This is a genomic window from Serratia sp. JSRIV006 (assembly GCF_019968685.1).
In the GTDB taxonomy this organism is placed as follows: Bacteria; Pseudomonadota; Gammaproteobacteria; order Enterobacterales; family Enterobacteriaceae; genus Chania; species Chania fonticola_B.
Genome location: NZ_CP074137.1, coordinates 2,194,148 through 2,208,034 on the forward strand (window position 1 = coordinate 2,194,148; position 13,887 = coordinate 2,208,034).

Genomic DNA, 13,887 nt, shown 5'->3' on the forward strand with positions numbered 1-13,887 from the left:
GCTCTAATGATGGCCAAACGGCACGGGGGAAGTATTCATCAGCATAACGCAAAAACTATTCTACCCTTTTTTTAACGCTAGAGTGCCATTGCTTAACGCGGGTAAACTGGCGGCAACTCTGAACATGATTATGGCGTGGGCATATGGAACTTAAAGCGACATCGCTGGGCAAGCACCTGGCACAGCATCCCTACAACCGCGTACGGTTGTTGCATGCCGGGGTTGAGGTGAGCGGTGAGAAGCATGAATACCTGATCCCTTTCAACCAGTTGATTCAGGTGCGTTGTAAACGCGGGATCGTCTGGGGGGAGCTTGAGTTCGAACTGCCGGATGAAAAGGTTGTGCGCCTGCACGGTACCGAGTGGCAGGAAACCCAGCGCTTTTACCACTACTTGCAGCAGTCCTGGCAGCAGTGGAGCAGCGAGATGAGTGAAGTGAGCGCCGAGGTATTGCAACAGCAGGTCGATCATATCCGCCAAATTGAGCAACAGGACAAGTGGTTCAAGCGTGCCGAATTGAGCAGCTTGCAGCAGCAGATCCGCCAGTCGTTTGGCGCATTGCCCATGCCAGTGGCGCGGCTGGAAGAGTTTGAAAACTGCCGTGAAAGTTATCACTTGTGCCTGCAGTGGCTCAAATCTGGTATGCGCAGCGTGATGCAACGCAATCAGCGGTGGTGCGACCGGATGCTGGAAACCCACCAGGATTTCTTCCAGACCGTTGAAACGTCACCGTTGAATGAATCGCAAAGCCGGGCCGTGGTGAACGGCGAGGATGCCGTGCTGGTTCTCGCAGGAGCCGGTAGTGGCAAGACCTCGGTGCTGGTGGCGCGGGCGGGGTGGCTGCTACTGCGTCAAGAGGCCGAGCCTGAGCAGATCCTGTTGTTGGCATTTGGGCGCAAAGCCGCCGAAGAGATGAACGAACGCATCCAGGAACGTTTGGGCAGCGTGGCGATCCAGGCGAAAACGTTCCATGCGCTGGCGCTACAGATTATCCAGCAGGGTAGCCGGAAAGCGCCGGTGATCAGCAAGCTGGAAAGCGACAGTAAAGCGCGCAGGACGTTGCTAATTACCCACTGGCAACAGCAGTGTAGCGAGAAGAAAGCACAGGCCAAAGGCTGGCGGCAATGGTTAACGGAAGAGCTGGAGTGGGAATTGCCTGAGGGCGATTTCTGGCATGACCGGCGTTTGGCAGAGCGTTTGAGTGGGCGCCTGGAGCGCTGGCTTGGCTTGATGCGCACCCACGGAGGTAGCCAGGCCGAAATGATAGAGCAGGCCGATGAAGAGATCCGCGACCTGTTCAGCAAACGCATTCGCCTGATGGCACCGTTGCTGAAAGCGTGGAAAACCGCGCTGAAGGATGAGGGAGCGGTCGATTTTGCCGGGCTGATCCATCAAGCCGTTAATCTGCTGGAAAAGGGGCGCTTTATCAGCCCGTGGAAGCATATTCTGGTGGACGAGTTCCAGGATATCTCACCACAGCGTGCGCAACTGCTGGCGGCATTGCGTAAGCAAAACAAGCAGACCAGCCTGTTTGCCGTCGGCGATGATTGGCAGGCAATTTACCGTTTCAGCGGGGCAGAGCTGTCGCTGACCACCGCCTTTGCCGAGAACTTTGGCGTAGGCGAGCAGTGTGCGCTGGATACCACCTACCGCTTTAACGATCGGATCGGTGAGGTGGCCAACGGCTTTATACAGCAGAACCCGCACCAGTTGAAAAAACCGCTTAATAGCCTGACCAAGGGCAACAAGAAGTCGGTGGTTATCCTGCCGCAGGAGCAGTTGGAAGCGTTGCTGGACAAGCTAAGTGGCTATGCGAAGCCGCAAGAACGGATCTTGGTGCTGGCGCGCTACCACCATCTCAAGCCTGAGGTGTTGCAAAAGGCGGCAACGCGTTGGCCGAAGTTGAATATCGAGTTTATGACCATTCATGCCAGCAAAGGCCAGCAGGCTGACTACGTGATCATTGCCGGGCTGTATGAAGGCAAGGATGGATTCCCGGCGGAGGTCCGTGAATCCGTGCTTGAAGAGGTTTTATTGCCTCAGCCTGAGGATTTCCCGGATGCGGAGGAGCGGCGTTTGCTCTATGTCGCCCTCACGCGGGCCAGGCATCAGGTTTGGTTATTACAAGATCGCGAACGCCCGTCGGTATTTATCGAGCAGTTGCAAGAGATTGGCGTGCCGTCGCAAAGAAAGCCGTAAACCACAGGCCTGGCACTACACCAGGCCTTGGTATTATTTCAGGCGTTCGGCGAGGTACTTTTCGTAATCAGGAATGGCGATCACTACTTCGCTCTTGAACAGCGAGGAGTCGATCAGGAAATCGGCGGTGGAGCGGTTGGTCGCCACCGGGATGTTCCAGACCGTGGCCAGGCGCAGCAAGGCTTTGACATCGGGGTCGTGAGGGACGGCGTTTAGCGGATCCCAGAAGAAGATCAGCATATCGATCTTGCCTTCGGATATCAGTGCACCGACTTGCTGATCGCCGCCCATCGGGCCACTCAGCATGCTCTGCACCGGGATACCGCTGGCTCGCTGGATCAAATTGCCGGTGGTGCCCGTGGCATACAGCTGATGCTGGGCAAGTACTTCCTTATTGTCTTCAACCCATTTCAGCAGGGCCTGCTTGCGATGGTCGTGAGCAACGAGCGCAATATGCTTGCGTGCTGCGATGGTGCGGGTGGTTTGTTCCATGTCGCTGTCCTTGGAAAATCGAATGATTCGCCACAGATTACTGAAACTGTATTTCACTGCCTAGTGCTAACGCGGGAAATTGCGAACAAACCACGCCTTTACGGCATAAAGGCGTGGTTGGCAGCATTTAACGGTTGCGAGATTGGCCGGCCCAGGCGATAAACCGTTTTTGCGTCTCGGGATCGGCGCGCAGGAACCAGTATTGCAGCATTTCCTCGGCAACGTTGTCGCCGTTCAGGGGGATAACCGCTGGGCTACCCTGTGTCGCCGAGATCACGCTGGCACGCAGATGGGCTAACGCCGGAACGGAGGCCGGGCGATTTTGAGCGTTATAATCGGCAACGATCTTCTCCAGGTCATTCCCATTGGGTGGGGTTGTTAGTGGTAATACATCGTGTTTGATTGCCAACGGCTTGCCGTGGTTACCTAGAATTTTATAATTCGGCGCTTTATCAAACCGCTGGGCATCCTGCTCATTCTCGATACGCGGTAGCTCAATGGTGACGGCGCTGACGTTTTGACTATTGAACACCACAATCTGCGCGGATGAAGTGTAAAACATCTGAGACCGTGGTTCTTTACGTACGGATTTGGTGACTTTGAACAACAGCTGATGCTGCCCGTCATTTAATTCCAGACTATCGGCTCCTTTTAACAACGAGCCCGTCATTTGCTTGCCGTCGACCACCATCAGCTCGATGTCCGGGGAAAGCTTCAGGGTCGTAGCTGCGGCCGAAACGCTTAGCGATATTCCAAGCAGCCCCGCAACCACCAGACCAAATTTCATTGTTACTTCCTTTTCGTGAAACAGTATGACTAGTGTTGGATACGCCACTAGTTATGTCAAATCTTTTCAGAATGCCGTTTAATTTACATTTACACACATTTTGATGATATTTGAAATATGATTTGGCTCAAACCAGCCTGCGGGCAGTATAGATGCAGACTGATAACAAATTTTAACCGATGTTGGCGTTTCGGTTACACTGATGAAAATGCTTTTCGGAAAACATCAGGAGCGAAACATGCAAGACCTAGCAATTGCAGAGGTACTCAAGCAGGTCAAAACCATTGCGCTAGTGGGGGCCAGTGATAAATCGGCGCGGCCCAGCTATGGCGTAATGGCTTATTTGCTGGCGCAAGGCTATCAGGTCATTCCGGTGAGCCCGAAGCTGGCCGGGCAGACGCTGCTTGGGCAGGTGGTTTATGCCTCATTGGAGGATATTCCTCATCCTGTCGATATGGTGGACGTATTTCGTAACTCGGAGGCGGCGTATGGGGTGGCACAAGAGGCCATTGCGATAGGCGCCAAGGTGTTGTGGTTACAAATCGGGGTGATCAACGAACAGGCGGAAGCATTGGCCAAACAGGCCGGGTTAACGGTGATTATGGATCGTTGCCCGAAGATTGAGATCCCGCGACTGGGGCTGGCACGCTGATTGAATGAAAACGCCAGGATTGGCCCTGGCGTTTGAGACTGCTGATAGACTTCAACCCGTTACGCTACGTAGAGGCGCTGGTTTCTCAGGCTTGACGCTTAGTTACGCAGCCGGGGGGCCTGCAACTGGCTGCGAATGGATTCCGCCAGTTCATCCAGAGAAGGCTGTTCAGGGTGTGCATCCTGTGCTTCCCCCGCCAACTGCGCTTCTGCCAGATAAGTGTGAACCGGTTGGCCTTCGTCGTCTTCCATCACCACGTGATACCACGGCGCTAGGCGCAACTCGTCGTTGGCTGCAATCTCGTCTGCTTTTGGGTGCTCCAGAGAGTATTCTGGATCGACATCAATCACTACCCCCAAATACCCCAGCAGCCGGTGACGAACCTGCTGACCGATACCGAATTTGCTGGCTATCATATGACCTCCTGAGAAACAGTGCATTGAACTCTATATGAGGACAAAAACAGCGCATTTCAAGTTACATCACCCGGCAGGCAAACCCTTTCAGATACAAGCCTTCAGGATAAGTCGCAATCACCGGGTGGTCGGCAGCCTGTCGGAACTGCTCTACAAATTGTACATCACGCCCGGCATCTACGGCAGCATCGGCCAAAATTTTCTGGAACAGATCGGTCGGCATCAGGCCAGAGCAGGAGAAGCTGAGCAGAATGCCACCCGGGTTCAGCAACTGGAAGGCTAACATATTGATGTCTTTATAACCGCGACAGGCGCTGGCCAACTGATTTTTGTTTTCGACAAACTTCGGTGGATCCATGATGATCAGGTCGAATTTCTCACCCTGCGTGCGGTAGTTGCGCAGCAGTTGGAATACGTCATCACGTACAAACTCGGCCTTGCTCAAATCCAACTGGTTCAGTTCAACGTTCTGCTTGGCGATATCCAGCGCGGCCTGCGATGTATCTACGCTAATGACCTGCTCACACCCGCCCATCAAGGCAGACACCGCGAAAGCGCCGGTGTACGAGAAGCAGTTGAGCACGCGACGGCCTGCGGAATAGTTACGCGCAGCCAGGCGGCTATCACGCTGATCGAGATAAAAACCGGTTTTGTGCCCTTGTTGAATGTCCACCAGCAGTTTCATACCGTGCTCGGTGATCGGTAGCAGGGCCGGGGGAAGATCGCCCAGCACCGGGCCTTGGGTAAGCGGCAAGCCCTCTTTCTTACGTACGGCAACGTCTGAACGATCGTAGATCGCGCATTCTGGGTAGCAGTGCTGGAGAGCAGAAAGCAGCGGGGCGCGCTGATATTCGGCACCGGCGGACAGTAACTGTAAAACCAGGAAGTTCTGGAAGCGATCGATGGTGATCCCCGGCATACCGTCAGATTCACCGGCGATCAGGCGATAACCGTTCAGCCCGTCACGCTTTGCGACCCAATCACGCCAGCTCTGTGCCTGCTGCAAGCGGCTGATAAAGAAAGCGATATCAATTTCTTCGTCCTGCTTGAAGGTCCAGACGCGTGCGCGAATCTGCGATTCTGGTGAATAGGCACCGCGTGCCAGCCATTTGCCCTGGCTGTCATGGATATCGATGGTTTCGCCGGACTGGGCTTTACCTTCGACACGGAGAACAGCGCCAGAGAAAATCCACGGATGGCGACGGAGTAAGGACTTTTCACGTCCTTTGGCAAGGATCAAGCGTGCGGTCATAATTAAGTATGCTGCCAGATAGAGAAAAAAGAGTGACACACTCTGGGCATCAGCGCAGAGAATGCCTGTAATGAAATCGATCAGGAGCCGATTATGACACAAGTTTGTATTGCCGCGTATGTCTATGGTGTGGTGCAGGGGGTAGGATTTCGCTATAACACTCAACACCAGGCTACGGCTTTGGGGTTAACTGGCTATGCGCGTAATCTGGATGATGGTAGCGTGGAAGTGCTGGCCTGTGGCGAACAACAGGCCGTTGACCAACTGATGGCGTGGCTGAAAAGCGGCGGCCCACGTAGCGCCCGCGTTGACCGCGTGCTGGTGGAACCGCGTGGGGTTGCCGAATATAAGGGCTTCAGTATTCGCTATTAACCCGTAGCTAGATACACTTCACCGGTTTTGGCAACCCGGCGATCTTGGTCGCCTGTTTGGCCGGGCCTTTCGGGAACAGGCGATACAGGTAGCGGCTGCTGCCTTTCTCTTCGCCGTATTTTTGCGCCATCGCCTTGACCAGCATGCGAATGGCCGGAGAGGTATTAAATTCCTGATAGAAGCTACGCACAAAGCGTACGACTTCCCAATGCGCTTCGCTCAGTTCAATCTCTTCCTGTGCCGCTAACAGTGGGGCCAGCCCTTCGTGCCAGTCGGCGCTGTTTTTCAGGTAGCCCTGGGCGTCAGTTTCAATCGTCTGACCTTCAAACTCCAACATACAGCCTCGGTGATCGGTAATTCATTGCGGGCCACAGTCTAGCAAACTTTTGCCCCGGCAAAAATAAAGCCCCGCATTGCGGGGCTCAGGTCAAAACAAAGTGCTGTATCAGTTGCTGCGGGCGAAGCCCAGGATGCTCAGCAGGCTGATAAACATGTTGTACAGCGAAACATACAGGCTGACGGTGGCACGGATATAGTTGGTTTCACCGCCATGAATGATGTTGCTGGTTTCCCACAACATGGCACCGGCAGAGAACAGAATAAACAGTGCGCTAATGGCCAGGTGCAGGGCAGGGATCTGCAAGAACAGGTTGGCGATAACCGCCACCAGCAGCACTACGAAGCCCGCCATCATCATGCCAGACAGGAACGACATGTCTTTACGGGTGGTCAGCACATAGGCCGAGCAGCAGAAGAACACCACTGCGGTACCGCCCAGCGCCAACATGATCAGGTCACCCGCGCCAGCGTTCAGGAACGAGCTCAGGATCGGGCCAAGGGCGTAGCCCATAAAGCCAGTGAAGGCGAAGGCTGCCAGAATACCGGCAGGGCTATTGGCCAGCTTATGGGTCAGGAACATCAAACCATAAAAGCCGACCAGCATTAACAGCAGCCCAGGAGCCGGTAAGCCCAGCATGGTGCTGGCGGTTGCGGTCAGTGCGGAAAAGGCCAGCGTTAACGACAGCAGAAAATAGGTGTTACGCAGGACTTTATGCGTGCTTAGCAAAGAGTCGCGCGAGGAGGATGAGACGACAATGCGGTCCATATGATCTCTCTTATCAGGTCATCACAAAATTGATCATGATGATAGTGCAGTGCAAGCCATTGATTAAAGTTTGTTTACCATTCTTTACCCTACGTGACTACTAGGGTATTGCTGCCCCCAGATTGTTGATTTCTTCATCGGTCAGCTTGCAGATGCCGTTTTTTCGTTCGGTTGAACGGTTTCAGGCTTTACAACGGGATCGGCTGTGTTTATAGTTCGCTGCATTACGGAGGGGTGGCCGAGTGGCTGAAGGCAACGGTCTTGAAAACCGTCGACGGGAAACCGTTCCAGAGTTCGAATCTCTGCTCCTCCGCCATATTATGAATGACCCCAAGCTCAAAAGGCTTGGGGTTTTTCGTTTTATGCTATCCAGTAAATATACCATCCGCTCCAGATCGCCCAAAGGTAGGGATAGGACGGTATGCAATTTATTTAGCTATTTGTTCCTCCATCAACAGCTTGTTTCTCTCCGTGACCAATGTAACTTTTCCAACAACAGTAGACATAATGAAGCGGCCTTCCGTTCGCAGCATGAAGAAATAACAACTACGATATGGTATGAGATGAGACCTCGTGGTTGCTCATCGGCTCCTGACTCCTTATCCGTCCTGCATACGCAGCCCTCCAAGCGCTGTGAGGGGACGTTCAACGTCTGGCTAGCGTCATATTGATGATATTGTGGGGTAACTTCATGACTAACGGAAAGAAAAACAAAATCGTACCCGATGCCAGTCTTGCAAAAGAAAAGAACCCCAAGCGCATATCAGGCAAACGTGTGCCACAAGGAAAAGGCACGGTAAAAATCCCGGAAAAAAAATATCAGCAAGAGCTCAGGTTGTTACACGAAGAACTTGTCCATTTACAAAGTTGGGTGATTGCCAAGGGGCTGAAAGTTTGCATCGTGTTTGAGGGACGCGATGGGGCTGGCAAGGGCGGTACGATAAAAGCACTGACCGAAAGAGTCAGTCCACGAGTGTTCCGTGTTGTTGCCCTTCCTGCCCCAACCGAACGTGAAAAAACCCAAATGTACCTGCAACGCTACATGCCTTATATGCCAGCAGCTGGAGAGGTCGTTATCTTCGATCGTAGTTGGTATAACCGAGCTGGCGTCGAGCGAGTTATGGGTTTTTGTACGCCAGAGCAGACGCATCAATTTTTGGAGACGGTTCCGATGGTGGAACGATTAATGGTGGAGTCTGGCATAATTCTCATCAAATACTGGCTGGATGTAAGCCCAAAGGAACAAGAGCGTCGACTGCGTGCACGTATTGATGATGGCCGCAAGACATGGAAGCTTTCAGAGATAGATATCCGTTCTTTCGAACTCTGGGACGACTATTCCCGAGCCAGGGACGACATGTTTGCTGCCACAGACAGCCTTTGGGCTCCCTGGTTTGTTGCTAATTCAGAAGACAAAAAACGGGTTCGACTAAATGTTATCCACCATTTTTTGCAGCATATTCCCTACAAGCGGTTGCCAAAAATGAAGATTAAACTGCCTAAACGCAAAATCGGAAAATATCAGTCACCAGACTATCCTTTGAAACATATTCCTGAGATTTATTGAACAAAGAAGCCATGCTAATTCATGGCGATTTGCTGTTAAAAAACTCATGGCGTTTTTATCCATTGAGCACAAAAGCTGACGGCAAAAACGATGAGCCTGTAAAATCAGAGGGCTGACGGGTAGTGACGGAATAGGGCTGATATAATGGGATTGTTATGAAATGATGTTGGTTATCCTAACCTCAGCAGGCGAACCATTTGACGACTTTCCCACACTTTTTTATGCCCTCTGATCACGTCCTGCAAAAATCCTCGTACACACCAGCCAGACAATAATCGCCCGAAGCACAAAGATCGCTGGTGCGGCTCGCGTCATAAAGTCGCGATGCCGCTTGCCATCAGGCTGTTCGCTGAATCGCTGCAATAATAATTCCCCCTTAAAGAACACAATTGGATCCCTCAAGTAATCGTGATTGGCACTCGTTTATAGGGCCGTACACTGTATAACCAAGTGAGGTTGTTTCATTTTTGTGAATGAAAAGTAACGGCCAACCCTCTAGACGCTAACTTTTCCTGGTCATTAACGCTACCGGGTATCAAAGGATGATATATGTCTTGCGAAAACATCGGCATTTCCCCGGCATTAGCCGCAGGGGAACGGACTCTTGCACCCGTCAAATCACTGACTTTTCTTGAAGGGGTCGCAATGATCGTCGGCACTAATATCGGTGCAGGCGTGCTTTCTATCGCGTACGCTTCCAGTAAAGCAGGTTATTTACCTTTGCTATTCTGGTTGGTACTGGTTGGCTGTGTAACCACCATCTCTATGCTGTATGTCGCTGAATCCACCCTTCGTACCCGAGAACATCTGCAGCTAAGCGGCTTGGCCCAGCGCTATGTCGGCGGTTTTGCTTCATGGGTCATGTTTGCTTCAGTATGTGTCAATAGTATCGGCGCGCTTACCGCTTACATGTCTGGTAGCGGCAAACTATTGCAATCCCTGCTCGGCATTTCGCCTGCGCTCGGCAGCCTGCTGTTTTTTATCCCAGCGGCGTTGGTTCTGTATCTCGGCTTGAAGGCCATTGGTCGTGGCGAAAAGTTTATCAGTATCGGCATGGTTGTTATGTTGAGCGCTCTGGTTATCGCGACGCTATTGAAAGAGACCACCCAGATGCGCAACCTGCTTGACGGTGATTGGCTCTTTATGGTGCCCGTGTTCAGTGTGGTGGTGTTCTGTTTTTCTGCCCAATATATTGTGCCTGAGATGGCACGCGGTTTTGCGAATAAGCCAGAACAACTTCCCAAGGCCATTATTGTCGGGATGGTAACGACTTTTGTGCTGTTGGCAGTGGTGCCGATGTCGGTGATCGCGCTCAGTGGGTTGGGTAATATTTCTGACGTGGCGACGATCTCGTGGGGGCAGGCGCTCGGCCAATGGGCTTTCTTCTCTGCCAATATCTTTGCGCTATGTGCCATGCTGACATCCTACTGGGGGTTGGGCGGCAGCTTCGTGAGTAATATTTTCGATAAGTTCAGGTTGGGGGACGACGAACGGCCGTTGCGCCGCTTCGGCGTGTTGATGGTAGTCGTTTTGCCACCGTTCGCGCTGGCCTACAGTGGTCTGGTTTCTTTCGTCAATGCGTTGTATTTCGCCGGTGTCTTCAGTGGCGTGATCTTGTCGATCATGCCGATACTGATTTTGCGGGGCGCCCGCAAAAATGGCGACCAGATACCGCTCTGGCAATGTAACTGGATCACGCATCCGCTGTTGCAGGTGAGTATTGTTCTGCTGTATCTGGGAAGTGCGGTCTATGCAATTGCGTCACTGTTTGGTTATTTGCCGGCTGGCTGGTGACTTTTGCAAGGCTGCTGGGGTTGTCTGACGAGTCCTCCGCGCCGATTAATTTCCTGATTTGTTCACCTGGCGGCCATGTAGAATCGGGTGATGTGATCCACGATGTCATCCGATTTATTAGCGCTCCGGTGAATATGATCGGCAGCGGTTGGGTAGGGAGCGCCGCGGTTAATGTGTTCTTATCGGTGCCCATTACCCGCTCGCTACGCGGGTTGTGGGCGCTGTTTAATGGCCTACGCATCGAACAACGAGAGGCCAACAGTGGCGGATTGTGACCCGAATCACTGCCCCATGTAACCGGCCCGAGTGTTTTCTTCTCATTCTGTATGTTAACCACATGATAACAAAACGTTATCCGATAGATGGCGGTAAAACACTGTGCTAGGATGATTAATCACCCCCTCTGGCACCCACGCCAACTTGAAAAGGATATGACCATGCCTTTGAATAATAAAAATATTTTTGTAGCTATCGCCGCCGCTTTATTTGCTGTCAGCAGTTACGCGGCTGCGCCGAAATCCGTGGCGATCCTCTCTATCGTTGACCATCCGGCATTGGATGCCACCCGTGATGGGGTGATTGATGAGCTAAAGGCTGCGGGGTATGACAAGGATAAGGTCAAGGTCCAGTTCCAAAGCGCGCAGGGAAATACGGCCACCGCCGGGCAGATTGCGCGTAAATTTATCGGTGACAAGCCCGATGCGATAGTGGCGATTTCAACGCCTGCGGCGCAGTCCGTGGTGGCGGCTACCAAGACCATTCCGGTGGTGTTTACTACGGTAACCGACCCGGTGGCGGCCAAGCTGGTCAGTAGCTGGCAGCCGAGTGGCACCAACGTTACCGGCGTTTCAGACAGCGTCGCCATTGGCCCACAGGTCGATCTGATCTTGCAGGTTAAACCCGATGCCAAGCGGGTCGGTATGGTCTACAGCCCAGGGGAAGTCAACTCGACGGTGGTGGTCAAAGAGCTGAAAGATGAATTAACCAAACGCGGGATGACGCTGGTTGAGGTCCCTGCCGCACGTACCATCGACGTAGCCCCAGCGGCCAAAAGCCTGGTAGGCAAAGTCGACGTGATCTACACCAATACTGATAACAACGTTATCTCCACCTACGAGTCGCTGGTCGGCATTGCCAATCAGGCTAAAATCCCGTTGATCGCCGGTGACAATAGCGTTGCCAAACGTGGCGCGGCTGCGGCGTTGGGGATGAGCTATTACGATCTGGGCCGCCAGACCGGTAAAATCGTCGTCCGTCTGTTAGAGGGCGAGAAGCCAGGTGCCATAGCTCCTGAGTTAGGTAATAAGCTCAGCCTGAGCGTGAACCCTGCCGCCGCCCAGAAGCAGGGGGTCACTCTGCCAGCGGAACTGGTGCAATCAGCACAAGAAGTCATCAAATAACGATCTGCGTTGAATGATGGTTTACATCGGGTGTAAATGGCCTGCCGCAGGTGGCGGGCCAAGCTGTTTATGAGGTACGCATGTCGTTAATTTCCCTGATGGGCGCTTTGGAGATCGGCCTGATCTTTGCGCTGGTCGCGTTGGGCGTATTGATCTCCTTTCGCTTGCTCAATTTTCCCGATTTGACGGCCGATGGCAGCTTCCCTTTAGGGGGCGCGGTTGCCGCGGTGATGATTGTCAGCGGTTATAATCCCTGGCTGGCGTGTTTGCTGGCGGCTATCGCGGGTGCCGGTGCCGGCTGTTTGACGGCCTGGCTGCACGTGCGGCTCGGTATTTTGCAACTGCTGGCCAGCATTTTGGTGATGATTGCCCTGTATTCCATCAACCTGCGCATTATGGGCGCGCCAAACCTGGCCCTGATCGGCTTACCCAGCGTTTTCACTCCTTTCATTAGTCAGGTTGAGGACAACGCCTGGCTGATCCAGCCGTTATTGCTGTTGTTGGTGGTGGTGGTCGTCAAACTGGCGCTCGATGCGTTCCTGACCTCAGAAGTCGGCCTTGCGCTGCGGGCTACCGGAGCGAATCCGCGCATGGCGCGCGCTCAGGGGATTGCGACCAGTCGGCTGACGGTGATCGGCATGGCGGTGTCCAATGCGCTGATAGCGCTGGCGGGGGCGCTGTACGTACAGACTCAGGGGGGCGCGGATATCTCCATGGGGATCGGCACCATCGTCGTCGGGCTGGCGGCGGTGATCATTGGTGAGACACTGTTGCCTGCCCGTAGCTTGTTCCTGATCACTATGGCAACCCTGTTAGGGGCGTTGCTGTACCGCCTGATGATCGCTCTGGCCCTGAATGCAGACTTTATCGGCTTGCAGGCGCAGGATCTGAATCTGATCACCGCGCTACTGGTTACGTTGGCGCTGGTCCTGCCGAAGTTGAAACAAAAATTGAAAAGCAAGCGGGGGAGGCAGCCATCATGATGCGTGCCGAGCAGTTGTTTAAAACCTTTAACCCTGGAACCCCGCTGGAGAACCCGGTATTACGTGGCCTGTCTTTGAATATTGAGGCAGGGCAGTTTGTGACGGTCATTGGCAGTAACGGGGCAGGGAAGTCTACGCTGCTCAATGCGGTCAGCGGTGATATTACCCCCGATCGTGGCCAAGTGTTTATTGATGAACAGGACGTTACCCTGATGCCCGCCTGGCGTCGTGCCGGTATGGTTGCCCGTGTATTCCAGGATCCACTGGCGGGAACCTGTGAGGGGCTGAGCATTGAGGAGAATCTGGCACTGGCTCTGCAGCGGGGTCAAACGCGAGGATTTCAGCGAGCGGTCAAGAGCAAACAGCGGCAGCTGTTCCGTGACAAGTTGGCCACGTTAGAACTGGGGCTGGAGAATCGTTTAGGGGATCACATGGGCCTGCTGTCTGGCGGGCAGCGTCAGGCGGTCAGTCTGTTGATGGCGTCGCTACAGCCTTCTCGTTTGCTCTTGCTGGATGAGCATACCGCCGCGCTCGATCCTAAAACGGCGGCTTTTGTGCTGGCGCTGACCGACCGTATTGTCGCCGAGCAGCAATTGACTGTACTGATGGTGACACACTCCATGCGCCAGGCTTTGGATCATGGCCATCGAACCGTGATGTTGCACCAGGGGCGGGTGGTGCTGGATGTTGTCGGTGAGCAACGGGCGAACATGCAGGTTACCGATCTGTTGGCGATGTTTGAGAAAACTCGTGGCGAAAAGCTGGATGATGATGGGCTACTGCTGAGCTAAGGGTGTTCACTTTGTTGGGGCGTGGCATTGCTGCGCCCGCTTAGCTGAATAAAACAGCAAAAACAACGGTTTTGGCAT

General features: G+C 53.4%; 15 protein-coding genes and 1 tRNA gene. 10 read left to right on the forward strand and 6 right to left on the reverse strand.

What is annotated here, in order from left to right; all coding sequences use genetic code 11:
• Window positions 1-143 precede the first annotated feature (143 nt).
• Window positions 144-2,198: a DNA helicase IV gene (gene helD / locus KGP16_RS10085; RefSeq protein ID WP_223501263.1), complete on the forward strand. Its 2,055-nt coding sequence runs from the start codon at window positions 144-146 to the stop codon at window positions 2,196-2,198.
• Window positions 2,199-2,231: 33 nt separating this feature from the next.
• Here helD and KGP16_RS10090 read toward each other — a convergent pair whose 3' ends face one another.
• Complete coding sequence (locus KGP16_RS10090) at window positions 2,232-2,690, reverse strand: methylglyoxal synthase (RefSeq protein ID WP_021804871.1); 459 nt, start codon at window positions 2,688-2,690, stop codon at window positions 2,232-2,234.
• 127 nt (window positions 2,691-2,817) lie between these two features.
• Window positions 2,818-3,477, reverse strand: coding sequence for a DUF2057 family protein (locus tag KGP16_RS10095; RefSeq protein WP_021804870.1), 660 nt, complete (start codon window positions 3,475-3,477; stop codon window positions 2,818-2,820).
• Window positions 3,478-3,715: 238 nt separating this feature from the next.
• On the opposite strand from KGP16_RS10095, the gene KGP16_RS10100 reads away from it, so the two are divergent.
• Entirely contained in the window at window positions 3,716-4,129 is a 414-nt protein-coding gene (locus KGP16_RS10100; protein ID WP_021182047.1) for a CoA-binding protein, read from the forward strand.
• A gap of 98 nt (window positions 4,130-4,227) precedes the next feature.
• Here the strand turns inward: KGP16_RS10100 and hspQ are convergent, their stop codons facing one another.
• Window positions 4,228-4,545: a heat shock protein HspQ gene (hspQ, locus tag KGP16_RS10105; protein ID WP_021182046.1), complete on the reverse strand. Its 318-nt coding sequence runs from the start codon at window positions 4,543-4,545 to the stop codon at window positions 4,228-4,230.
• A gap of 61 nt (window positions 4,546-4,606) precedes the next feature.
• Window positions 4,607-5,797 (reverse strand): 23S rRNA (cytosine(1962)-C(5))-methyltransferase RlmI, encoded by a 1,191-nt coding sequence (gene rlmI / locus KGP16_RS10110; RefSeq protein ID WP_021804868.1) that lies wholly within the window; start codon window positions 5,795-5,797, stop codon window positions 4,607-4,609.
• Window positions 5,798-5,890: 93 nt separating this feature from the next.
• Here rlmI and yccX point away from each other — a divergent pair, with 93 nt between their 5' ends.
• On the forward strand, window positions 5,891-6,169 hold the full coding sequence (gene yccX / locus KGP16_RS10115; protein WP_021181988.1) for an acylphosphatase: 279 nt from the start codon (window positions 5,891-5,893) through the stop codon (window positions 6,167-6,169).
• Between the two features lie 7 nt (window positions 6,170-6,176).
• On the opposite strand, the gene tusE is transcribed toward yccX, so the two are convergent.
• Together tusE and yccA are read right to left on the reverse strand one after the other, a co-directional pair.
• The gene (tusE, locus tag KGP16_RS10120; protein ID WP_024485653.1) at window positions 6,177-6,506 is read right to left on the reverse strand and encodes a sulfurtransferase TusE; all 330 of its coding nucleotides are present in this window, start codon (window positions 6,504-6,506) and stop codon (window positions 6,177-6,179) included.
• 108 nt (window positions 6,507-6,614) lie between these two features.
• Window positions 6,615-7,274 carry an FtsH protease modulator YccA gene (yccA, locus tag KGP16_RS10125; protein ID WP_021181987.1) on the reverse strand — a complete coding sequence of 220 codons (660 nt, stop codon included), beginning with the start codon at window positions 7,272-7,274 and terminating at the stop codon, window positions 6,615-6,617.
• Window positions 7,275-7,502: 228 nt separating this feature from the next.
• Here yccA and KGP16_RS10130 point away from each other — a divergent pair.
• The 7 genes from KGP16_RS10130 to KGP16_RS10160 all read left to right on the forward strand — a co-directional run bounded on the left by KGP16_RS10130 (window position 7,503) and on the right by KGP16_RS10160 (window position 13,809).
• Window positions 7,503-7,590: transfer RNA gene (locus KGP16_RS10130), tRNA-Ser, on the forward strand.
• A 375-nt stretch (window positions 7,591-7,965) separates the two neighbouring features.
• Window positions 7,966-8,841, forward strand: coding sequence for a polyphosphate kinase 2 (gene ppk2 / locus KGP16_RS10135; protein ID WP_081050702.1), 876 nt, complete (start codon window positions 7,966-7,968; stop codon window positions 8,839-8,841).
• A 549-nt stretch (window positions 8,842-9,390) separates the two neighbouring features.
• A complete protein-coding gene (locus KGP16_RS10140; RefSeq protein WP_223501265.1) occupies window positions 9,391-10,635 on the forward strand; it encodes an amino acid permease in 1,245 nt (414 codons plus the stop codon).
• Window positions 10,632-10,910 carry an ATP-dependent Clp protease proteolytic subunit gene (locus KGP16_RS10145; RefSeq protein ID WP_223501268.1) on the forward strand — a complete coding sequence of 93 codons (279 nt, stop codon included), beginning with the start codon at window positions 10,632-10,634 and terminating at the stop codon, window positions 10,908-10,910. Before KGP16_RS10140 ends, KGP16_RS10145 begins: the two co-directional genes overlap by 4 nt.
• 162 nt (window positions 10,911-11,072) lie before the next feature.
• Window positions 11,073-12,035, forward strand: coding sequence for an ABC transporter substrate-binding protein (locus KGP16_RS10150; RefSeq protein WP_094982359.1), 963 nt, complete (start codon window positions 11,073-11,075; stop codon window positions 12,033-12,035).
• Window positions 12,036-12,115: 80 nt separating this feature from the next.
• Window positions 12,116-13,018 carry an ABC transporter permease gene (locus KGP16_RS10155; RefSeq protein WP_021804858.1) on the forward strand — a complete coding sequence of 301 codons (903 nt, stop codon included), beginning with the start codon at window positions 12,116-12,118 and terminating at the stop codon, window positions 13,016-13,018.
• On the forward strand, window positions 13,015-13,809 hold the full coding sequence (locus KGP16_RS10160; protein ID WP_021178434.1) for an ABC transporter ATP-binding protein: 795 nt from the start codon (window positions 13,015-13,017) through the stop codon (window positions 13,807-13,809). Before KGP16_RS10155 ends, KGP16_RS10160 begins: the two co-directional genes overlap by 4 nt.
• The last annotated feature ends 78 nt before the right edge of the window (window positions 13,810-13,887 follow it).